We start from the raw sequence: 21,715 nt of genomic DNA, 5'->3' as shown, positions 1-21,715 counted from the left end.
GTATGAGGGTAATCGATGAGCTGATTAAGCTTCATGAAGAACATATCCCTAGTCTATTGCGGCTTTGCAGGCAAGCCGGGTGGCCGGATTACGGCGAACAAGAGCTGGCACTGCTTGTCCAGCAAGGACGCTTTTTCGGCTATCAAAATGTCAGCGGTGATATTATTTCCTGCATCGGCTTGTTTTTGTTTGGCCGTCTTGCTTCTATCGGCCTCGTGATCGTGGACAAAGAATATCAACGGCTCGGTCTAGGCCGGCGTATGGTAAACGCCTGTATCACCCAAACGGATGAAAACACCGCCATCAGGCTTTGCGCCACAAAAGAAGGTTTGCCGCTTTATGAAAAAGCAGGCTTTCATACGGCAGGAACAGTGCGAAAGTACAGCTGTCACAGTTTTCAACCTTATACAAAACAGCTTGACGCTGAACTGTCATCCTTTAGAGAACAAGACTTTCAAGACTTAGCGACGGCAGATCTGGCCGCCTTTGGAGGAGATCGATCAAACCTTTTGCAGCAGCTTATTTCCACTTCATGCGAATGTGTCATCGCCAGAAATCATGACGGACAGTTCATTGGGTACGGACTATCTGTACAAACACCGGCCCATTTGAAATTCGGCCCCATTATCGCTCCATCATCAGACGTTGCTGCACAATTAATCAACAGGCTGGCGGCCGGCAAACAAGGTCCGATGCGAATCGATATACCGGGGGAACACACGTCTCTGCATGACAGCCTGATAGAAATGGGATTTCATAAAGATGATGAACCTCCGCTGTTGTTCTATCAGAAAAAAGCGCCTATTCAAAATGGACACTTATATGCTTTGATTTCACAGGCTCTCGGTTAACCCTCTTTTTTCCCGAACAGGTATCTTCTGTTCGGTTTTTTGCTGTCTGATCGCTGAATAAACGAAGCCATCAGGGACATTCTAAGCAGAAGAAAAGGAGTGTGCTCTGAGATGGAATCATCAAAACAAAATAACGGAATGACGATTGTAGCAATCGGTTCAATCCCTTTAATATTAACCCTAGGAAACTCGATGCTTATTCCGATTTTGCCAAAAATGAAATCTGAACTTCATTTATCACAATTTCAAGTCAGTCTCGTGATCACAGTATTTTCCTTGATTGCAGCATTTGCGATTCCGATTGTCGGTTATCTCGCAGACCGATTCTCAAGGAAAGTCATCATTATTCCCTGCTTAATTTTGTATGGTGCCGGCGGTTTGTTAGCCGGGTTTGCGGCAGGTTTTTTTGACAATGCATACCCTTGGGTCATGGCAGGACGAGCGTTACAGGGAATCGGGGCAGCCGGAACCGGCCCAATTGCCATGGCACTGACGGGAGATCTGTTTAAAGGCGCCCAGGAGAGCAAGGTGCTCGGCCTTGTTGAAGCTTCAAACGGCATGGGGAAAGTGCTATCGCCGATCATTGGCTCGCTGATCGCCCTGCTTGTCTGGTATGGTGCGTTTTTTGCCTTTCCTGTGTTTTGTATCATTTCGATCGTACTGACTTGGATTTTTATTAAAGAAAAGAAAAAGGAAAAAGAACCGCCACCAATCGGAAAATATGCAAAAGGGCTGTTAAGTGTCTTTAAACATGAGGGCAGATGGCTGTTTACCGCTTATTTAGCCGGTGCGACCTGTTTGTTTACTTTATTCGGCATCCTGTTTTATCTCTCAGATGTTCTTGAAAAAACATACGACACCGACGGCGTGAAAAAAGGCTTGATTTTAGCGATCCCGCTTTTGGTTATGTGTGTGACGTCCTATACAACAGGAAGCAAAATCGGGCAAAAGCAATCGTTAATGAAAAAGCTGATCGTACTTGGATTGGCGTTCATGACCGTATCCTACGCGGCACTGTCATTCATTGAAAATCTTGTCCTTTTTATCAGTGTTCTTGTACTGAGCAGCATAGGCTCAGGTCTTGTCCTTCCTTGTGTGAACAGTTTCATTACCGGGGCTGTCGGCAAAGAAAGACGGGGATTTGTCACCTCGCTGTACGGCTCTGTACGTTTCTTAGGGGTAGCGATCGGTCCTCCGATTTTCGGCCGCCTGATGCAATGGTCCAGACCCGGCATGTTTTTAAGCATCGCGGGATTGACTCTCGTTGTCGGGATTCTTGTGATGATGCTCATCCATGTGAAGCAAAACAATGAAGAAACAAAAGAAAAAGAAGACCCTAAAATGGCTGGCAATCGGCTCCAGCCCGCTGAGGAAAGGTAGCACCCAGTGTGAAAATTGTACGGATTGAAACCTTTCCGCTATTTCACCGATTAGAAAAGCCATACGGAGATGCCAATGGGTTTAAACGATATCGGACTTGTTATCTCATCAGGATTATCACCGAAAGCGGGATAGACGGCTGGGGAGAATGCGTTGATTGGCTCCCTGCTCTCCATGTCGGTTTTACGAAGCGGATCATCCCATTTCTATTAGGAAAACAGGCTGGCAGCCGCCTGTCATTAGTGCGCACGATTCAAAAATGGCACCAGCGGGCGGCCTCCGCTGTAAGCATGGCGCTGACAGAGATTGCAGCCAAAGCTGCGGATTGTTCGGTTTGCGAATTATGGGGCGGGCGATACAGAGAGGAGATTCCTGTGTACGCGTCTTTTCAATCGTACTCAGACTCCCCGCAATGGATCAGCCGCTCAGTCTCCAATGTTGAAGCCCAGTTGAAAAAAGGTTTTGAGCAAATCAAAGTCAAAATTGGCGGGACTTCATTCAAGGAGGATGTCCGGCACATCAATGCGCTGCAGCATACAGCAGGCAGCTCCATTACGATGATTCTGGACGCAAACCAAAGCTACGATGCCGCTGCGGCTTTTAAATGGGAGCGCTATTTCTCCGAATGGACGAATATTGGCTGGCTTGAGGAGCCTTTGCCCTTTGATCAGCCGCAGGATTATGCTATGATTCGAAGCCGTTTGTCTGTTCCTGTTGCCGGCGGAGAAAACATGAAAGGCCCGGCGCAATATGTGCCTCTCCTTTCACAGCGCTGTTTGGATATCATTCAGCCCGATGTCATGCATGTCAACGGAATTGATGAGTTTCGGGACTGCCTCCAGCTCGCGCGTTATTTCGGCGTCAGAGCATCCGCCCATGCATATGACGGATCGCTTTCACGGCTCTATGCTTTATTTGCACAAGCCTGTCTGCCCCCATGGTCTAAAATGAAGAAAGATCACATTGAACCGATCGAGTGGGACGTCATGGAGAATCCTTTTACAGATCTCGTCAGCCTGCAGCCTTCAAAAGGAATGGCCCACATCCCGAAAGGAAAAGGCATTGGAACAGAGATCAATATGGAGATCGTCAATCGCTACAAGTGGGATGGCTCAGCATATTAAGCTGGGCCATTTCTTTATTTTGAGACATAAATCATGGACAGCCTCATAAAATGAAAACAGCGGACAAGTCTTTTCATAAAGGAGCAAATGACTTAATGGCTGAACTGCTGATGAAAGCAAAACTTACGTTTATGATTGTCGTAGGCGGCGTACTACAGGGACTCGGCATGTCCTTGTTTTTATTTCCGCATGATATTCCAACAGGCGGTGCAGCAGGTATTGCGGTGCTATTGCATTATCTGTTTCAAATCCCCCACGGATTTTCAGTGTGGGCTGTGAATGTATCAATGCTTTTTACCGCTTTAAAATGGCTGGAGATGAGAACATTCACCGGCACCCTCGCTTCTATCACCGTCACCTCTGTCTCGGTATTGATCTTTGATGCGGTTTTTCCGGATATCACATCTAATCTGTGGCTTGATCTGGCAAGCGGCGCAGTGTTATTGGGACTCGGCATCGGACTTTTATACAAATATAAAATTTCGAACGGAGGATTCGGAGCCCTTGCTCTGATGATTTCTATCTACCGCGGCGGGAATCCTGGAACGATCCTGCTCATCATGAATTGCATCATTTTTATGGTCACCGCGTCTATTATTGACTGGGGCATCGTCATTCAAGCCCTCATATGCCAGGTGATATCGACAAGAGTCATCGACTTCATCTACAACATCCGCCTGACCTCTCTTCCCTATCTCACGCCTATGTACCGCCATAAAAAATAATAGGCAGAGGCTCTCTTCACGACGAGAGCCCCGCAGCCGCTGTTTTACAGAAAAAAGGTATCGGATCTTAGCCCTAAACGCAGCGTTTCCAACGCGATGGCATCATGAAATGGAATATTGGCCAGATTCACATTCGGCCCGATTTTTTGAATAAACCCTTGCTGAAGCGTTTTGTTAGGCGCTTCAAAAATCAGCCTGTTGATATCAATATCCGAGGAAATGATGTCGTCAACAATTTGAAATCTGACATCGCCGCTGCTGGAACAGATTCCTCCCGTTCCGCTTTCTCTGGCTTCTGTAATCACTTTTTCCGCGCCCGCTTCCATATCCTCAACGATATATTCAAGCCATTCCTCAGAGCTTTGCCGGCTTGCTAATTCCGCATCCTTGCTGCCCACCTCACTGAGCACAAGAAATTCATCAGAAAAATCGGCAATGAAAGCCGCTTTCTCTTTATTTGTCATCGGGAGCGTACCGTTTGAAATCTCAATATATTCACAGCCGAAATAGGTGCAGTACCGATGAAATTCATTCACTTTTTTCTGGCTTACGTACTTTTCAAACAGTGTGCCGCCAAAGAAAAATGTAATGTCATGTTCTTTCAGTGTGCTGATTTTTTCTTCAAGATCTTTCGTAAGTAATGATGTGCCCCAGCCGAATTTCACAAAATCAATATAGTCGGACGCTCCGGCTATCGCATCTTTGAAAAATTGCAAGGGATAGCCGTTATCAATTAAAATGGACTGCCCGGTTTCTCTCGGCTTGTTTGTTCTCACTGGCAATTCTAGTGAAAAATCATTCATATTATGACCCTCTCTATCGTTGGAACTTCTCCATCTTGTTTCACTTTCATCACGAAATCGCCCGTCAGTTCTTTTGTACAGTAAACGATGTCTTCCGAATCAAACAATGGCTGGCGGCAGTCAAAAAACTTCTCCGCAACAGAAGAGCCTTTTATTCTTTCAATCGCCTCCGCAGCCGTTACCACATTTGTCCCTTCAATGATGCCTTTGATATACTCCGCACATGCCATATCGTCATCACCGGATGGATGGGAAGCCACTATGTTTATGACACAATCGTTTGCGACGAGCTTTTTCACATGCTGTGCCGTTGTTTTGGCATTGGAAAATCCAGTTACGAACAGATGCTTTGCGTTCAGCGCCCCCAATGCTGCTGTGACGCCGTTTGTTGTTTTCTGGATCAGGCTTTTATCCGTCATATTCTGCCCAGCCATACGTTTTGGAGAATTATCTAAATCAAATCCGCTGATACCGCCCCCCTTTTCCTCTCCCGTCAAAACATAATCCGGATAGGTGTCTTTCAGCGCAAAGGCTTCATCAGCTGTCCGGACCAACAAAATCTCTTTCGCCCCGCCGATAAACGCATAATGGGCGACCGTAAAGGCTCTGATGACATCAATGACGATGTTAATGTCCGCCGGGGCAAGCGAATGATGATGCCCCTGATAAATGGCAATCGGCATACTACCTCTCCTTGGGCATAAAACCATTTTGCTAAAAAGCATATTCAGCCGGGCTCTTAATGGTTCCGCACCTCATTTTAGGCGGGCGCGGCACCTAAAACCTGAACCTTTATGCAAAAAATGAATAGTCTGCCTATAACTCGATCAATAGATAAAAAAAGCAGATGCAAACGGGGGGAAAACATTGAACGAAACCATCACATATGACACATGGAACGACATGCTGTCCAAACGGATAACGGATCAATTGATCGATGAGCTCGATGTGTTGAAATGGGCTTACCGAACGTACGGAGAAAAGATTGTGTATGCCTGCAGCTTTGGCGCAGAAGGAATGGTGCTTCTCGACTTAATATCAAAAATCAACAAAAATGCACACATCATCTTTTTGGATACAGGGCTTCATTTTCAGGAAACATATGAGCTGATCGAGACCGTCAAAGAGCGATATCCGGGATTTGCAATCCAGATGCTCGAACCCGAGCTGAGCTTAACAGAACAGGGGACGAAGTACGGCGGAGAGCTGTGGAAGCATAACCCGAACCTCTGCTGCCAATTGCGGAAAATCGAACCGCTCAAAAAGCACCTGTCCGGCATGACAGCTTGGATTTCAGGACTGCGCCGGGATCAGTCACCAACGAGAAAGCATATTCAATACGTAAACCTGGACCAGAAGTTTGAGCTCATCAAAATTTGCCCGCTCATCCACTGGACATGGGATGACGTTTGGACGTACATCCGCCTGCACAATTTGCCTTATAACAAACTGCACGATCAACATTACCCGAGCATAGGCTGTGAAATGTGTACATTGCCTTCCCCGGACCCGAACGATGAGAGGGCTGGAAGATGGGCCGGACGGGAGAAAACAGAATGCGGCCTGCATCAAGAATAGCGGACGGCAGGTTCTGGCTATGAGAGTCGAAATGATGTTGAGGCGCTGATGTCAAACTTTCATTAACTGCAGCAAAGAAAACAAGGAAACGTATAAATGGAGGTTGAACACGTTGAATGGAAACGAACCCCACGGAGGGGTATTAATCAACCGCTGTGATCACGCATGCCATTTTGAAGGGTGCGCGTGCCAAGCTGAGCTGGATCAGCTTGCACTGAGCGACCTGGAGCTTATTGCGATCGGCGGCTACAGCCCGTTAACAGGTTTTTTGGGAGAAAAAGATTATCATCGTGTTGTGAAGGAAATGAGGCTGGCAAACGGCTTGCCGTGGAGCCTGCCGATTACGCTGCCTGTCGGAGAAAAAACAGCAAAACAGCTGTCTGCCGGAGATCACGTCAAGCTTGTGAAAGACGGTGTATCCTACGGCATGATCACAGTCACCGATATATACCATCCTGATAAAACACAAGAAGCACTGTCTGTTTTTAAAACAAACGATCCTGCCCACCCAGGCGTAAAAAAATTGCTGGCGCGCCCGGATTACTATATCGGAGGGCCTATCACGGTCAGCCGCCTGCCTGACAAATCTTTCGAACAGTTTTATGCAACGCCCGCAGAAACAAGAACGGCCTTTCAAAAACTCGGCTGGAAAACGATTGTCGGCTTTCAAACCAGGAACCCTGTTCACAGAGCGCATGAATACATTCAAAAAACAGCGTTAGAAACGGTCGACGGTCTGCTGCTTCACCCGCTTGTCGGAGAAACAAAGTCAGACGATATCCCAAGCGATATCAGAATGGAGAGCTATCAGGCTTTGCTTAATCACTATTATCCAAAGGATCGTGTCATGTTATCGGTTTTCCCTGCCGCCATGCGTTATGCAGGTCCGCGGGAAGCGATTTTCCATGCGCTCGTCCGAAAAAATTACGGCTGCACCCATTTTATTGTAGGCCGTGATCACGCGGGTGTCGGCAGCTACTATGGAACATACGACGCCCAAAATATTTTTCAATCATTCACAGAGGAAGAGCTGGGCATCAAGCCGCTGTTTTTTGAGCACAGCTTTTATTGCCGAAAATGCGGAAACATGGGCACCTCCAAAACATGTCCGCACAGCCCGAGAGACCACATCCACTTATCAGGCACAAAAGTGAGAGAGCTTCTCCGCCAAGGCAAAAAGCCGCCTAAAGAATTCAGCCGGCCTGAGGTCGCAGCCGTGCTGATCAAGGGACTTCACCAACAGCCTGTTGCCATCAAGCAAAACAGCGGGGAATTGCAATGACACACAATCCGAACATCATTTGGCATCCCGCTTCCATCTCAAAGTCTGACAGACAGTCCTTAAACGGACACAAAAGCTGCGTCCTTTGGTTTACAGGTTTGTCCGGCTCCGGAAAATCGGTGCTGGCCAATGCTGTCGATGAAAAGCTTTACCGCAAGGGCATTCAGAGCTACGTGCTTGACGGTGATAATATCCGCCACGGCTTAAACAAAGATCTTGGATTTCAGACTGGTGACAGGATTGAAAACATCCGCCGGATCGGAGAAGTGGCGAAGCTGTTTGTCGACAGCGGGCAAATGATTTTAACGGCTTTTATTTCTCCATTCAGAGAGGATCGGGACATGGTTAGAGCGCTCTTTCCTAAAGGTGAGTTCTTCGAAATTTATGTGAAGTGCCCGCTGCATGTTTGTGAACAGCGCGATCCAAAAGGGCTTTATAAAAAAGCGCGAAACGGAGAGATCAAACATTTCACCGGGATCGATTCTCCGTATGAAGCGCCGCTTTCACCCGATTTCATCATTGAGTCAGACCAGACCTCTATTTCCGATGGAGCTGATCTCATCATTAACGCACTGCAAAACAGAGGAATTATATAAAAAACCCGATCAATGTCGGGTTTTTTCTTATGAGTTGGAGAACTGCGCAATCAAACTGTTGATCTTCTCTTTTTCCTCATAAAATGCTCCGTGCCCGCTGTTTGCAAACGGAACCAATTCCGACTGTTTGATGCCGCGCTTCAATTCTTTCGCAAAATCAAACGGCGCAATTCTATCCTTTCTCCCGTGCAGGATCAGCGTCGGCACCTTGATTGCAGCAAGTTCCTTTCTGAGATCTTCGTCTCTTAATGCGATGCCCGAGTGGATCGTCCCGTAGGAGGAGGCCTCCAGCATCAGATTGAGAAACCACTGTCTAAGCTCTGGAGACACTTTTTTCTCAAAAAACTGTTTCCCTAAATCAGCCAGTGTTTTGGGCCGATCAGCTTTGAACAATTCAATCATATCGTCAATATCCTGCTTCCTCATCCCGTACGGATAACCCGGGCGTTTTGTAAACGCGGGGGCCGCCGCAGACAGTAAAATCAGCTTATCAACATCGGCTCCTTCATGCCTTGCCATATAACGGATTGCAATGGCGCCGCCCATTGAAAAACCGGCAAGAATCGCATTCTCAAGCTGCAGCGTATAAATGACTGCTTTCACATCATCGGCCATCGTGTCATAATCGTAGCCTTCCCAAGGGCGGTCAGATTGCCCATATCCCCGTAAATCAACGCCGATAAAACGAAATCCCCTTTTCGGAAGCTCATTCATTTGATATTCAAACATCTTATGATTCAACGGCCACCCGTGCAAAAAGATGATCGGCCTTCCATGTCCGATATCCTCTACAAACAGTGTCACATGCTCCTCGGTTTTGATGTAATGCCCCATTCCGCATTCCTCCTGTTCCCTTTGGCTTTTTCGGCCTGTAAACGCCTTGACGTATAGGAAGCTTTCCATTTATGCTTACAAAACAAGCGGGCTGCTGTACCAAGAAAAGGCTCTTCACGATTTACTATATGTATCAATTTCCTTAACGATCTATTAAATTGAACCCGGAAGCCTCTGTTTTTCGGGCAGTAAAGGATGTCATCACATGAATAAAATCGCAATTCAAAAACCGAACATACCGGAAAACCTGCAAACCGCAGATTTTCATGATGCCGTGACACAGGATGATGTAATCAGCATGCATTTGTTTGAAGATTGTACAATCTGCGGCGAAGATATCGAAAGACTCTGTGTGGAAAAAACGGTATTCAGAAATGTCGTCTTTATCGATGTGTCTTTTCGGCATATTGAACTGACCGATGTGATCTTTGAAAAATGTGATTTATCAAACGCCGATTTCAGCGGGGCTGTCATTCACAGAACTTCAGTTAAGCAGTCAAAAATGGTTGGAATGAATGTGGCGGAAGCAACGCTGCGAAATGTTTCATTCGAGGAATGCCACGGACATTTCAGCTCATTTTCGTACTCAAATATGAAACAAGTTCGATTTGATCACTGTGCTCTTATGCAAAGTGAATGCAGCAATACGGTGCTCCAGCAGACACACTTTGACGGATGCGAATTAGAAGGCGCCAGCTTTACCGGCACGTCCCTTCAAAACATGGACATCAGCACGTGCCGTTTTGAACAGCTTCATGTCTCCCTCGACAAATTGAAAGGCTGCAAAATCGCACCAGAGCACGCGATTGCCTTCGCCAGGGCACTGGGAGCTGTCATCGTATAACCAAAGCTTAGGACATCATCAGGCAGCGTGCTGTTTCAGCTGCCGCTTTAATGCCAGTTTCCAAATCTCCAAGAGATGCATAGGAATATGACAGCCTGATGCTGTTTCGGTCTTCACCGTCATAAATGTAGCCGGGATTCACAAGCACCTGCCGTTTCAGCAATCCATAAAAGAAATGGCTGACAGGCAGGTTTTTGTGAAATGTCACCCAAATATAAAAGCCGCCTGCGGGAATCCGCCACGTGGCAATGTCCCCGGCATACCGCTCGAGAAAATGAACGGCGGCGTCTCTCCTTTCTTTAAGCTTCCTGCGTACCCAAGTCAGATGCTCTTCATAATACCCCTGTGACAGCCACTCGGCAGCCGCCCACTGGGACAGGCCGCTTGATCCGTAGTCTGTCTGCATTTTAATGTCCGCCAACCTTTCAATAACCGGCTCCGGACCGGCAAGCCAGCCGATTCGCAGACCGGGGCTAACCGTTTTTGAAAACGTGCCCAGATACAGAATATTGCCCTCATGATCCATTGCTTTCAATGGCTGTGGCGGTTTTTTTTCAAACCATAAATCACCGTACGCATCATCCTCAATGATGGGCAGCTGCTCTTTTTTAGACAGGCTGATGATCTCTTTCCTTCGCTGCTCTGACATGACTGTGCCTGTCGGATTATGAAACGACGGAATCGTGTAAAGCAGCTGTCCTCCATATTGTTTTCGATAAGAAGAAACAAGCCCCGCCTTGACCCCTTCACCATCCATCGGCAAGCCGCGAAGCCGCATCCCCGCTGATTGAAACACATGCAAGGATTGAAGGTAGGACGGCTTCTCCGTCAAAATGACAGAATCTCGTTTTAAAAGTCCAATTGAGATGAGCTGAAGTGCCTGAAGTGCACCGGACACAATTAAAATTGCAGACGGTGACACATGAATCTTCTTTCCTTTTAAATGGTCGGCCACTGCCTCCCTCAGCTGACGGTTTCCTTTCGGCTGCTCGTATCCTAAAGACAGGGCACGCGAATTGATTTGCTGAAACATCCGGCCCATTGTGTCAACAGGCAGCAGATCCGGTGAAAGTTCTCCTGTGCCTAATCTGATGATATCCGCTCTTGGTTCGTTCTGATTAATAGCCTGAATGATGGCAGAGTTAGGGCGATGAATGCCCGAACGGACGTAATCGCTCCAATCAAGCGGAGGCTCAGCCGCCAGCACGCTCCAAGTACTGTTTACAACCTTTGTACCGCCGCCTCTTCTTCCCTCTAACAAGCCTTGAGACGTGAGTTCATCTATGGCTGCTGTGACTGTGCTGCGGTTGACCTGAAACATGCCGGCCAGCGTTCTCTGTGAAGGGATTTTCGTCCCTACAGCCCACTCTCCGTGAAGAATCTTGTCTTTCATATATTGTTCGATCTGCCGATGCAGCGGAACATCTGACTTTCGGCTTGGCTTCCATTGCGACAAGGTCATGCCCCCCTTTTTTCACATTATACATTTGGCTGGCTCCATACCCAACCAAATGGCTGGAGACTTTGGTAAACTTCTCTTTTATGATTGAAAAAAAGATGTGAAAGGAGCTTTTTTCAGCATGAATGCAATCATTCACGGAATTGTGCTCGCGTTTGGCTTAATTTTGCCGCTGGGTGTGCAGAATGTGTTTATTTTTCAGCAAGGCGCGTGGCAAAAGCAAGTTTGGCGAGCACTCCCCGCCGTCATCAGTGCTTCAGTCTGCGACACCCTGCTCATTGTATTAGCCATTGCAGGCGTATCTGTCATTGTGCAGCAGCTGCCCATGTTTAAGGCAGCAATGATGGCTGGCGGATTTTTATTTTTGCTTTATATGGGATGGGTGACTTGGAACAGCCGTCCAAAGACAAGCCAAGATGAGAAACATGCGTTTACAGCAAAAAAGCAAGCCGTGTTTGCGGCCGCTGTTTCTCTTTTAAACCCGCATGCCATTCTGGACACGATCGGCGTCATTGGCACGAGCTCTCTTCAATATTCGGGGCTTGAGAAATGGCTCTTTATGGCCGCCTGCATCGCTGTGTCTTGGATTTGGTTTATCAGCCTTGCGATAGCGGGCCGGCTGTTTCAGACGATAGATACGAGCGGCAGGCTAATGGTGATCGTAAACAAATGCTCTGCAGCGGTAATGTGGGCAGCGGCAGGATATTTTGGGGTGTCACTCTTTTGCAATTGAAGGAGAAACAAATGAAAAAAACGAATTTCTTAGAAAAGGGGGCATACTGATGACTGATGCAAAACAGTTTTATGACTATCATTCTTGGGCAAACAAGAAAATATTTACCCATATCGAAAACCTGCCGGAGGAAACTGCCTATCAAGAAGTAAAGAGCGTATTTCCTTCTGTCAGCGACGTGCTGCTTCATATGTGCAGGGCTGACTACATTTGGCTGAATGTTCTTTCGGGAGTGGCCTACCAAGAGATTATAGACAGCGCAGGCAAATTAGAGTCCGCGCAAGGTAATATGGCAGCGATTAAACAGCACGCTGCCGAGCTGGAGTCACAGTATCATGATTTCTTCAGCCGCCAGACGGACTTAGAACAGACCTTCACAATGCAGCATCCGAAACTAGGTACACTGGAATCAACCTATGCAGACACCATCCTGCATGTCGTCAATCACGGCACTTACCACAGAGGAAACGTAACCGCCATGCTGAGACAGCTGGGCCATTCTGGCGCACCTACTGATTATATGTACTATTTATATGAGAAAAGAGAAAGCAAGGGCTAAAAATGTCCTTGCTTTTTTTTGCGGAAAGCCTAAAATGCAACATATTAGCTTTTACATACCTGTATAAGCGCGCTTCACATCTAGCTGTACCGGCCTGCCGCTTCGAAAGGAATTGGTTGCGGCGATACCCACTTCTAAATTGATCGTCGCATCAATATCTGTCACAATCGGTGTTTTTCCATTCCGGACACACTCGGCGAAATGCTGAAGCTCCAAGCAGTAGGCTTCATGAAAACGAGTTTGAAAGTCTGGAATGATATCAAAACTGCTCCCTTTAGCCGATAGGATGGTCACATGTTGATGTCTCAATGTCCCTATGAAAATACTGCCCTCTGTCCCGATAACCTCCGCCCGGATGTCATGTCCGTATGGAGAGGTTCTGCTTGCCTCGACGTCCCCCGCTGCGCCGGAGTCAAATTCAATATACGTCAGCGCCTGATCCACATCGCCATACTGCTCCATAAACGGATTGTTCAGAATCCTGCCGTGTCCTGAAACAGAAGTGATTTCCGCCCCTAGCAAATAACGGGCAATATCATAGTCATGGATGGAACAGTCGATAAAAATCCCACCGCTGTGTTTGATAAACTCTGCGGGAGGTGCGCCTTGGTCACGCGTAAAGCCTTTATAATAGATAGGTTTGCCGATTTCACCCGCGTCAATCCGCCGTTTGGCATCTGCGTATGCTGGATCGAACCGTCTCATAAAGCCGACTTGGCAGATGACACCTGTCTCCTGCACTTTTTCAGAAACTGCTCTAGATTCCTCAAGGCTTAATGTCAGCGGTTTTTCAACAAAGATCTGTTTGCCGTTCTCGGCAGCTTTGATGATCATATCACCATGTGTGCTTGTCGGCGTTACGATAATGACAGCGTCAATGCCGGTATCTTCTAACACTTCATACGGGTCCTCTGACCATTTTTCGATACCGAGTTCTCTGGCAACCTGCTCCGCTCTCCCTTTTAACGGATCACCGACACAAACCAGCTTTGCCCCCGGCACACTGGTGACGAGATTTTTCGCATGATAATAACCGAGCCTTCCTAATCCCAATACTGCGCACCTTACTTGATGTTCCACGTCCCATCCTCTCCTTTATCTCATTTCGGGCTCGCTTTGGGAAAGCGCTTTCTCTTAACAGCTAAAAAAACAGCGGTTCTATCCGCTCTGCCATTTTGCGCAAGCGCTTTCTCAAAAGATGGTTTCATTTTACACTGCCTTTGGTTTACACGCAATATGTTTTTTTGGCTTCAACTGTCATAATGAAAAAACCCGCTCATTAGCGGGCTCATGTGTTGAGCGGTGATGTAGAATGTCTGACTACAAGCTCAGGCGGGAGCACTATTTTTTGTTTCGCCTTTCGTTTTCCCTCTATTGCTTCTGCCAGCAGTTCGATGACGCTCCGCCCCATCTCTTTTATCGGCTGGGCTACGGTTGTCAGGGGCGGAGCCGCCATTTCTGCGAGTATCGTATTATCAAAACCAATGATAGAAAGATCATCCGGCACTTTTATGCCTCTTATTCTCGCAGCTTGTATGGCGGCACAAGCCAATACGTCGTTGAAGGCAAAAATAGCAGTCGGAGCGTTTCTGTCGAGCAATTTTCCCGCTTCTTCCTTGCCGCTTTCCAAGGAAAACCGCGTCTGGATGATAAGTGATTCATCAATGGGCACGCCCGCTTCCTCCATCGCCTGACGGAAGCCTTTGATTCTATTTTTTTCGCCTGTCGTTGACCCGTCTCCAATAATGCAGGCGATGTTCGTGTGGCCGAGTGACAGAAGATGCTTGGCAGCCTCATATCCGCCACGAACGTCATCTATCACAACAATATCCATCGGAAGAAGCGGCTTATCCTGAGAAATCATGGCAATCGGAATTTGTTCACTGGCGATTTCCTCCAAAGCAAACATACTGTCATGGCTTTCAATCCCTGTTGCAAAAATAATGCCATCCACCTTTTTCTGTTTCAGCACAGAAAAATACTTTGTTTCTTTTTTCGGATCGTAATCGGTGCTGCAAATCAACATTTGAAAACCGAGCTCATCCGCTCTTTCCTCAATGCTTTTGGCCAGTTCGCCGTAAAACGGATTTGAAATATCAGGCGCCACGAGAGCAATCATATTCGTTCGTTTTCCCGTTAACGCCGCGGCGTGAACATTGGGCGTGTATGCCATTTCATTCATGACATTCATGACCTTCTGCCGTGTTTTATCGCTGATTCTCCCCGTATTGTTTATCACACGGGACACAGTTGTGATCGAGACACCCGCCGCCTTTGCCACATCGTAAATTGTTGTTTTCATGTTCATCCCTCGTCTGGTTATTGAACTTTCCGGCTGACAATTTTCCGGTATTCAATTGGTGAAATGCCTTCTATCTGCTTAAAGAGTTTTGAAAAGTATGTCGGATCTTCCATTCCGACCGTTTCCGCAATAACGCCCATTTTATCATTTGTAGAGGATAAAAGACGCTTCGCTTCCGTCATTCTCACCCGGTTCGTGTATTGTGCCGGAGTTACGCCGAGCACCTGCTGCATGCAGCGGCTCACATAATCCTGATGATAGTGAAGGGCGAGCGACAGATCCTTGATTGTCGTCTTTTCCTTATAGTGCTCCTGTAAGTACCGGGCCGCCTCCCAGGCTACCCGCTCTTTCGCAGACGGTATTTGGAACGCTTCTTTTTGAAGATGCAGTATCAGCTCCTCAAATAAAATTTGCTTTCTGAGCGGCAAATCAGAGTTTTCCGCGGAGTAATCGATCAGCTTTTCAAACTGCTGCGCCATAAACTGCGGGCGCTGCACCTTGCCTTTTCTCGGCAAGGCCAATCCGTAGCGGGCCGGCTCTTCGAAACTCCCTTTTTCCTGCTGAAGCTCAGACCAGTTGCTGCCTCCCTTTGCCGTAAATTCATATCGGTGTTCATCGAAGTGAAGCCAATAGTAGGAGGTTGCTTCATCACTGCCCTTCGTCCCGTAGTGTTCAAGACCGGGAGAAAGCAAGATGTACTCGCCGCCTTCAACAGAAAACGATGTTTCATTTTCCGTTATATATAACGTTCCCTGTTTGACATATATCAGATCAAACACGGAGAATACACGTTTCACATGGGTTTCTCCTTTTTTAAAAACCCCTTCCCCAGCTGCAATAAATACCGGAAAAGGCGGGACTGTAAACAGGATGCGGGGCATTTGAATCATCCTCCTTTTTAAGTCGGATTTTTACAAGAAGTATCGTTTCTATCCCTTTTTATTATAAGGAAATGGAGGTACACTTTAAAACGTTGATTTTATTTACGAAAGGGGTTAGACACTATGAAACAAGCTGTCTTCAAATCAACTGCTTTGAAAAAACCCGCTGACAAAACGTTCTCATTATTTTCGCTTACTTGGCCGATCTTTATTGAGGTCTCATTATATATGTTTATGGGTAATGCCGATACACTGATGCTCAGCCAATACTCGGATAACAGCGTGGCAGCAGTCGGCGTCAGCAACCAGATTTTAAATTTAATTATCGTGATGTTCAGCTTTATCGCAACAGGAACGACCGTTATCATTTCACAATTTCTAGGCTCACGGCAAAAGAAAGAAGCCATGGAAGTCGCTTATGTGTCAATCGGCGCCAACTTCTTCATCAGCCTGGCCATCAGCGCCGTCGTCTTTTTCGCGGCTGTCCCTCTGCTTCATATGATGGGATTATCAGACGCACTGATGCCTGATGCGAAAGTCTTTTTACAAGTTGTCGGAGGTCTGTCCTTTATTCAGGCTTTAATCATGACATTCAGCGCGATCTTAAAAAGCTACGGCTACACAAAAGATACAATGTTTGTCACTATCGGCATGAACATTTTAAACATTGCCGGAAACTTTGTTGTGATTTTCGGTTTGTTCGGCTTTCCTGTTCTCGGTGTTGCCGGTGTGGCGATGTCTACATCTATCGCCCGCGTCATCGGATTAATCGCGATGATTGTGATTGTCAACAAACGCATTCAGCTGAAGATGTCGCTGAAAAAAGTCTTTCATATGCATAAAGAGCATTTGCGCAAGCTGCTGAAAATCGGCATTCCTTCTGCGGGAGAGCAGCTTTCATACAACCTTTCGCAAATGATTGTCACGTATTTTATCGCGATCATGGGCGCGCAGGCGTTGACAACAAAAGTGTATACGCAAAATATTACGATGTTTATTTTGCTGTTCGGCACTGCGATCAGCCAGGGTACACAAATCTTAATCGGCCGTTATATCGGCGGCAAACAATTTGATGCCGCTTATGAGCGCTGCATGAAGAGCTTATATTGGGCACTTGGAATTGCTGCGGCTACCTCTGTTTTGATGACGATCTTTTCAAAAGACCTGATCGGACTCTTCACACAAAGCCCTGACATTATAGCAACTGCAAGCCTATTGATTGCCATGACCATTATCCTTGAACCAGGCCGCTCGTTTAATGTCATTATCATTAACTCTCTGCGGGCCGCGGGGGATGCGAAATTCCCGGTTTACATGGCAATGATTTCAATGTGGGGCATCGGCCTCCCGCTTGCTTATCTTTTCGGCATCCACCTCGGTTTCGGTCTTGCCGGCATTTGGATTTCTTTTATCGCGGATGAATGGGTCCGGGGAATCTTAATGTACAGAAGATGGCGCTCACGTATCTGGATTCAAAAAGGTATGGCGTAACACCCGGCTCAATCAAGGCCGGGTGTTTTTTTAGATATCAGAGAGAATCTGCTTCACTTCGGTCTCTGTGAGAGCGAAGTGATATTGAAATACATCGTGCTGCTTCGCCCGGATTTTTTCTAAAACAGCCCGGTGCAAATGAAGAGCGGCTTTCACCGTTTTTTGAGAATACTGCGGAAATAGCGGCAAGGCATCCTGACACTCTTCAAGGTAGGCTTCTGCTTCAAAAGCGATATACTCCCACGTCATTGTGAACGCTTTATTTACGGTGCCTTTTTGGAGATCAGCCTCTGTATAGCCGAATTGCTGCATTACCTGACGGGGAATGCGGTTTTTTTGCTGATCTGTGCCAAGATCACTTAAGAAGCGAACCAGCTGTATGGCCAAGCCGAGAGAGACGGCTGCTTGTTTGAGCTGATCTTGTTTTCGGCGTGTCAGTATCGGCAGCAGCATCAATCCGGCAGCACCGCCCGTCCGATATGCGTACATGAGCAGTTCATCAAGGTCATCATACGGCTTGACGTCTTCTTTTTGTGCGGCAATAAACTCCCGAAAAGGTTCACTTTCCAATGTAAAGGTCCGATACGCATGATCAAAAGCCTTCCATAGATGTTGATTACCGTTATTTGTCCTTTGGTAAACATGATCAGCTTTAGCTTCAAATGCGGGCAATACCTTTTCGTCTGCACTGGCCGCCGTGTGGCAAAACGACAATACTGCCCAAGAGGCTTGTCTTTGCTTTAGCGGGAGATATGATAATGCTTTGAAACAGGCTGGCGCATATTCGCCAACAATCTGTCCGCATTGCTGGTAAGCTTCTTTTATCTCTTTCATTTTTCTCACTCCTATGTATCACTGCTTCTTCAAGTCTAGTATGTTTTTTCCTAATTGTATATGAAGAAAATGCCGATTCTTACTTTGTAAAAGTAACAAGACGCACAGCATCATCGACGAGATATGCATTATTATTTTTAATGCCATACAACAGGTAGAATGTAAACATTTCTCAATCATCACTTCATTAATAGAGGAATCACGGAAAAAAGGGCTAATTGTTATGATACATGATAGTATTGGAGTGAGTTTAGTGATGAAATTTTTTGAATATAACTGGCAGGTTAGAGATCAATGGTTTACTTGGTGTCATCAACTAACCACTGAAGAATTACTTAAAAACCGTCTTGGCGGAGTAGAGAATATTTTATATACCCTTTTTCATATTATTGATGTGGAATATAGTTGGATTCGTGCTATCCAAGGAAAAGAAGATATCGCTGTTCAGTTCGCTGATTATCAAACACTCAATAAAGTGAAATCTCTCTCAAACACATTCCGAACTGAAATAATTGATGTTTTACAAACACATTCAGATCAAATAAAAGATGAACTTGTAAGCGTTCCTTGGGAGACAAGTGTTTTATATACGCGAGATGAAATATTACACCATATCATCGCTCACGAAATTCACCATATTGGTCAACTTTCTGTATGGGCTAGGGAATTAAAGTTAAGCCCGGTATCAGCTAGTTTTATCGGCAGAACATTAAAACCTATTCATTCTTATTGAAGGAATGCGGGGGCAATTCGATAGTGCTGTTGTACAAAAAAGGATAGATAGAGCATATATTTCCCTGCTCATCTATCCTTCTTATTTTAATCTATACATCTCTGGCTTTTAATCACATTTGCATTGAACCTACCTCTCGTCAATATCAATGCGATACGCTTCAAACCATGTATGAATTTGAGCAAGATGGGCGATCAGCTGAGGCCCCTTCATGAGCTGCCCGAACCACGGCACCTTGAAGGAGGAGCCTTCCGTTTCTAAAAGCTGATCTAATTGTTTTCTGTCCAGCAAGGTATGGAGCACGGAGTCCTTTTGGCTTCTGATCGTTTTCAGCCATTCGCTGACGCCTTTTGTATATTCCGGATGATGTGTTTTCGGATACGGGCTTTTTTTGCGATACAGAATGTCATCAGGCAAAATACCTTCAAGCGCTTTGCGTAAAATGCCTTTTTCCCGATTATCATGCATTTTCATTTCCCACGGAATATTCCAAACATATTCCACAAGCCGGTGATCGGCGAACGGCACCCGCACTTCCAGGCTCGCCCCCATGCTCATGCGATCCTTCCGATCCAAAAGGTTCGTCATAAACCAAAGCATATTTAAATAGAACAGCTGTCTTCTTGCTTTATCCACACCCGTTTCTCCGTCTAATAATGGCGTTTCTGCCAAGGTTTCTTCATATTTGGCATTTACGTATTCTTTCAGATTCAATTTTTTCTGCCATGAGTCAGAAAGCAGCTTGATCCGCTCCTCCGTTGATCTCATCCATGGAAAGCCAGACTCAACATCTGCCGTATGGAACCACGGGTACCCGCCGAAAATCTCATCCGCGCACTCTCCCGATAGGCTGACGACAAAGTCCTTTTTGATTTCCCGGCAAAACCACAGCAGGGATGAGTCGACATCCGCCATTCCCGGCAAGTCTTTGACCAGTACAGCTTCCTCCAAATGATCAACGAGATCTTTTTGGCTGATGACGCATTTGTGGTGCGTTGTGCCGAAAGCCTCTGTCATTTTTTCAATCCATGGTCCGTCATCATTCGGCTGAAAAGCGCTTGCTTGAAAAAATTTATCGTTCTCTTCGTAATCAATCGAATAAGTATGAAGCGGTGCTTTTCCTTCCTTTTCAAAATGGCCCGCCGCAATCGCTGTAATTGCGCTTGAGTCCAGACCGCCTGATAGGAATGTGCAAACCGGCACATCCGACACAAGCTGCCGCGTCACCGCGTCCTGAAATAACGATCTGACATTGGCAACCGTGTCATCAAAACTGTCCGTATGTTTTTCGCTTTCAACATTCCAATAACGCCAAATATTAAGTCCGTCTTTGGAAAATGTCAGCGCGTGAGCCGGGCGGATTTCTTTTATGCCTTTAAATATGCCAGTGCCCGGGGTTCTGGACGGTCCAAGACCGAAAATTTCAGAAAGTCCCGTTCTGTCCACTCTCGCTTTTATATCAGGGTGCGCGAGGATTGCTTTGATTTCCGAACCGAAGAGAAATGAAGAGCCTTCCTTCGTGTAAAAAAACGGCTTTACGCCGAGACGGTCTCTCGCGGCAAACAACAAATTTCGCTTTTCATCCCACACAGCGAAAGCGAATATGCCATTGAGATGGTCGACACAGTCTTCCTGCCATTCGATGTAGCTGTGCAGAAGCACCTCGGTATCTGACGTACGCTCGAATTGATGGCCCCGCGCCCGCAATTCTTTGCGCAAATCTTCCGTGTTATAAAGCTCGCCATTGTAAATAATGGTGTACGTATCCCCTTTATAGGTACACGCCATCGGCTGGCGTCCGCCTTCAATATCAACAACCGCAAGTCTTTTATGTCCGAATAAAACATGGTGCTCCCCCCAAACGTTTGAATCATCAGGCCCTCGTTTGGAAAGAGTGTCTGTCATTCTGTCCATCGTTTGTTTTTCCTGGACGAGCTGCTTTTTAAAATCGACCCAACCCGTAATTCCACACATGTGACATCAGCTCCAATCCCGTTTCTTTCGTAACAATTTCGTTTCTTTCAGCACCTTAGTAAGTTTATGCATCTATAGGCAGATAGTTGATTTGTCCATAAAAGAGTTGTATGGGACAGGCTTGAATTGGAAAGAAAAGAGAGGAATGAAGAAAAAGGAGACAGCATGGATGAAACGGAAACAATTGTTATATACAGAGGAACGAAAGTGGGAATACGGCACCATCCTCATTGAAGACGGCATCTGCTTAATCGAAAACGGTGAAGGCGATATACTGCTGGCGGACAGTCTCCAACACAGCCCAATCTGGGTCCATCATAAAGGAAAGTGGGAGCAAGCCGGCTTTCAGGACAAGTTGGTTTTGGCATGCGGTGCAGAAAACATCTCCCTTTCCGGCGGAGAACGCATCCGCTATGAGAAATCAGTCAAGCGGCCTCTCATGGCGCTTTTGGATTCGCTTGACGACGAAACCTTTCTCGCATTTCTGCAGCACTTGCACAGCTTCGGCTTATCGGTATTCGATTGCGTCTTTTCTTATAATAAAGGAGTCTTTTCGGATACTTCGGCGGGGCAGGGTGTGTCCTTTTATCACTTTTCACATGACACCGCACAATGCGCGATGCAGCATCACTACAGCAGCGAAGGGACAGGAGACCGTTTTGAATGGACGGCTTCAAACGGAAAGCGATCCATTATGTATTCAGCAGTCCAACGGGGGCGCAAATAAAAAAG

The 21,715-nt window shown here is 46.5% G+C and carries 20 protein-coding genes and 2 pseudogenes; 13 read left to right on the top strand and 9 right to left on the bottom strand.

What is annotated here, in order from left to right:
* The first annotated feature begins 2 nt into the window (after positions 1–2).
* The 4 genes from MKX38_RS05865 (at position 3) to MKX38_RS05850 (ending at position 4,080) form a co-directional block, all read left to right on the top strand.
* Positions 3–851: a GNAT family N-acetyltransferase gene (locus tag MKX38_RS05865; RefSeq protein WP_029317595.1), complete on the top strand. Its 849-nt coding sequence runs from the start codon at positions 3–5 to the stop codon at positions 849–851.
* A 111-nt stretch (positions 852–962) separates the two neighbouring features.
* A complete protein-coding gene (locus MKX38_RS05860; RefSeq protein ID WP_003233041.1) occupies positions 963–2,231 on the top strand; it encodes an MFS transporter in 1,269 nt (422 codons plus the stop codon).
* An 8-nt stretch (positions 2,232–2,239) separates the two neighbouring features.
* Positions 2,240–3,355, top strand: a complete 1,116-nt coding sequence (locus tag MKX38_RS05855; RefSeq protein WP_339188941.1) for a mandelate racemase/muconate lactonizing enzyme family protein — start codon at positions 2,240–2,242, stop codon at positions 3,353–3,355.
* A gap of 95 nt (positions 3,356–3,450) precedes the next feature.
* Complete coding sequence (locus MKX38_RS05850; protein WP_009966972.1) at positions 3,451–4,080, top strand: YitT family protein; 630 nt, start codon at positions 3,451–3,453, stop codon at positions 4,078–4,080.
* Between the two features lie 44 nt (positions 4,081–4,124).
* Here the strand turns inward: MKX38_RS05850 and MKX38_RS05845 are convergent, their stop codons facing one another.
* Positions 4,125–4,883 (bottom strand): phosphosulfolactate synthase, encoded by a 759-nt coding sequence (locus MKX38_RS05845; RefSeq protein ID WP_128992626.1) that lies wholly within the window; start codon positions 4,881–4,883, stop codon positions 4,125–4,127.
* Positions 4,880–5,566 carry a 2-phosphosulfolactate phosphatase gene (locus MKX38_RS05840; RefSeq protein WP_339188938.1) on the bottom strand — a complete coding sequence of 229 codons (687 nt, stop codon included), beginning with the start codon at positions 5,564–5,566 and terminating at the stop codon, positions 4,880–4,882. Before MKX38_RS05840 ends, MKX38_RS05845 begins: the two co-directional genes overlap by 4 nt.
* Positions 5,567–5,750: 184 nt before the next feature.
* Here MKX38_RS05840 and MKX38_RS05835 point away from each other — a divergent pair, with 184 nt between their 5' ends.
* The 3 genes from MKX38_RS05835 (at position 5,751) to cysC (ending at position 8,339) form a co-directional block, all read left to right on the top strand.
* Positions 5,751–6,461, top strand: a complete 711-nt coding sequence (locus MKX38_RS05835) for a phosphoadenylyl-sulfate reductase (RefSeq protein WP_015715655.1) — start codon at positions 5,751–5,753, stop codon at positions 6,459–6,461.
* Positions 6,462–6,573: 112 nt separating this feature from the next.
* A complete protein-coding gene (sat, locus tag MKX38_RS05830; RefSeq protein WP_101172499.1) occupies positions 6,574–7,743 on the top strand; it encodes a sulfate adenylyltransferase in 1,170 nt (389 codons plus the stop codon).
* Complete coding sequence (gene cysC, locus MKX38_RS05825) at positions 7,740–8,339, top strand: adenylyl-sulfate kinase (RefSeq protein ID WP_076457877.1); 600 nt, start codon at positions 7,740–7,742, stop codon at positions 8,337–8,339. The genes sat and cysC overlap by 4 nt, the downstream gene beginning before the upstream one ends.
* A gap of 27 nt (positions 8,340–8,366) precedes the next feature.
* Here cysC and MKX38_RS05820 read toward each other — a convergent pair whose 3' ends face one another.
* Positions 8,367–9,173 carry an alpha/beta hydrolase gene (locus MKX38_RS05820; RefSeq protein WP_003245141.1) on the bottom strand — a complete coding sequence of 269 codons (807 nt, stop codon included), beginning with the start codon at positions 9,171–9,173 and terminating at the stop codon, positions 8,367–8,369.
* Between the two features lie 205 nt (positions 9,174–9,378).
* On the opposite strand from MKX38_RS05820, the gene MKX38_RS05815 reads away from it, so the two are divergent.
* Positions 9,379–10,017, top strand: coding sequence for a pentapeptide repeat-containing protein (locus tag MKX38_RS05815; protein WP_014479410.1), 639 nt, complete (start codon positions 9,379–9,381; stop codon positions 10,015–10,017).
* 7 nt (positions 10,018–10,024) lie between these two features.
* Here the strand turns inward: MKX38_RS05815 and MKX38_RS05810 are convergent, their stop codons facing one another.
* Positions 10,025–11,479 (bottom strand): PLP-dependent aminotransferase family protein, encoded by a 1,455-nt coding sequence (locus MKX38_RS05810; protein WP_339188933.1) that lies wholly within the window; start codon positions 11,477–11,479, stop codon positions 10,025–10,027.
* Positions 11,480–11,563: 84 nt separating this feature from the next.
* Here MKX38_RS05810 and MKX38_RS05805 point away from each other — a divergent pair.
* A pseudogene (locus MKX38_RS05805) lies at positions 11,564–12,209 on the top strand (LysE/ArgO family amino acid transporter).
* 49 nt (positions 12,210–12,258) lie between these two features.
* Positions 12,259–12,768, top strand: coding sequence for a DinB family protein (locus tag MKX38_RS05800; RefSeq protein WP_029317591.1), 510 nt, complete (start codon positions 12,259–12,261; stop codon positions 12,766–12,768).
* Between the two features lie 51 nt (positions 12,769–12,819).
* On the opposite strand, the gene iolX is transcribed toward MKX38_RS05800, so the two are convergent.
* From iolX to MKX38_RS05785, 3 genes are all read right to left on the bottom strand, one after another.
* On the bottom strand, positions 12,820–13,848 hold the full coding sequence (iolX, locus tag MKX38_RS05795; protein WP_069322511.1) for a scyllo-inositol 2-dehydrogenase: 1,029 nt from the start codon (positions 13,846–13,848) through the stop codon (positions 12,820–12,822).
* A 208-nt stretch (positions 13,849–14,056) separates the two neighbouring features.
* Positions 14,057–15,070, bottom strand: coding sequence for a transcriptional regulator DegA (gene degA, locus MKX38_RS05790; protein ID WP_339188930.1), 1,014 nt, complete (start codon positions 15,068–15,070; stop codon positions 14,057–14,059).
* A gap of 17 nt (positions 15,071–15,087) precedes the next feature.
* Positions 15,088–15,951 carry an AraC family transcriptional regulator gene (locus MKX38_RS05785; protein ID WP_160221971.1) on the bottom strand — a complete coding sequence of 288 codons (864 nt, stop codon included), beginning with the start codon at positions 15,949–15,951 and terminating at the stop codon, positions 15,088–15,090.
* Between the two features lie 123 nt (positions 15,952–16,074).
* Between MKX38_RS05785 and MKX38_RS05780 the strand changes: the two genes are divergently transcribed.
* Positions 16,075–17,442 carry an MATE family efflux transporter gene (locus MKX38_RS05780; protein ID WP_003233074.1) on the top strand — a complete coding sequence of 456 codons (1,368 nt, stop codon included), beginning with the start codon at positions 16,075–16,077 and terminating at the stop codon, positions 17,440–17,442.
* A 30-nt stretch (positions 17,443–17,472) separates the two neighbouring features.
* Here the strand turns inward: MKX38_RS05780 and farP are convergent.
* A pseudogene (gene farP / locus MKX38_RS05775) lies at positions 17,473–18,298 on the bottom strand (farnesyl diphosphate phosphatase).
* 231 nt (positions 18,299–18,529) lie between these two features.
* Between farP and MKX38_RS05770 the strand changes: the two are divergent.
* Positions 18,530–19,009, top strand: a complete 480-nt coding sequence (locus MKX38_RS05770; RefSeq protein WP_121572559.1) for a DinB family protein — start codon at positions 18,530–18,532, stop codon at positions 19,007–19,009.
* Positions 19,010–19,138: 129 nt separating this feature from the next.
* Here the strand turns inward: MKX38_RS05770 and asnB are convergent, their stop codons facing one another.
* Entirely contained in the window at positions 19,139–20,983 is a 1,845-nt protein-coding gene (gene asnB, locus MKX38_RS05765; RefSeq protein ID WP_029726288.1) for an asparagine synthase (glutamine-hydrolyzing), read from the bottom strand.
* Between the two features lie 145 nt (positions 20,984–21,128).
* Here asnB and MKX38_RS05760 point away from each other — a divergent pair, with 145 nt between their 5' ends.
* A complete protein-coding gene (locus MKX38_RS05760) occupies positions 21,129–21,710 on the top strand; it encodes a DUF2777 domain-containing protein (protein WP_339189391.1) in 582 nt (193 codons plus the stop codon).
* Positions 21,711–21,715 lie beyond the last annotated feature (5 nt).

It is taken from the genome of Bacillus sp. FSL M8-0025 (genome assembly GCF_037975475.1).
Taxonomy (GTDB): Bacteria; Bacillota; Bacilli; order Bacillales; family Bacillaceae; genus Bacillus; species Bacillus subtilis.
The sequence above is the reverse complement of the archived record's forward strand: the minus strand, read 5'-3'. Positions and strand labels throughout refer to the sequence as shown.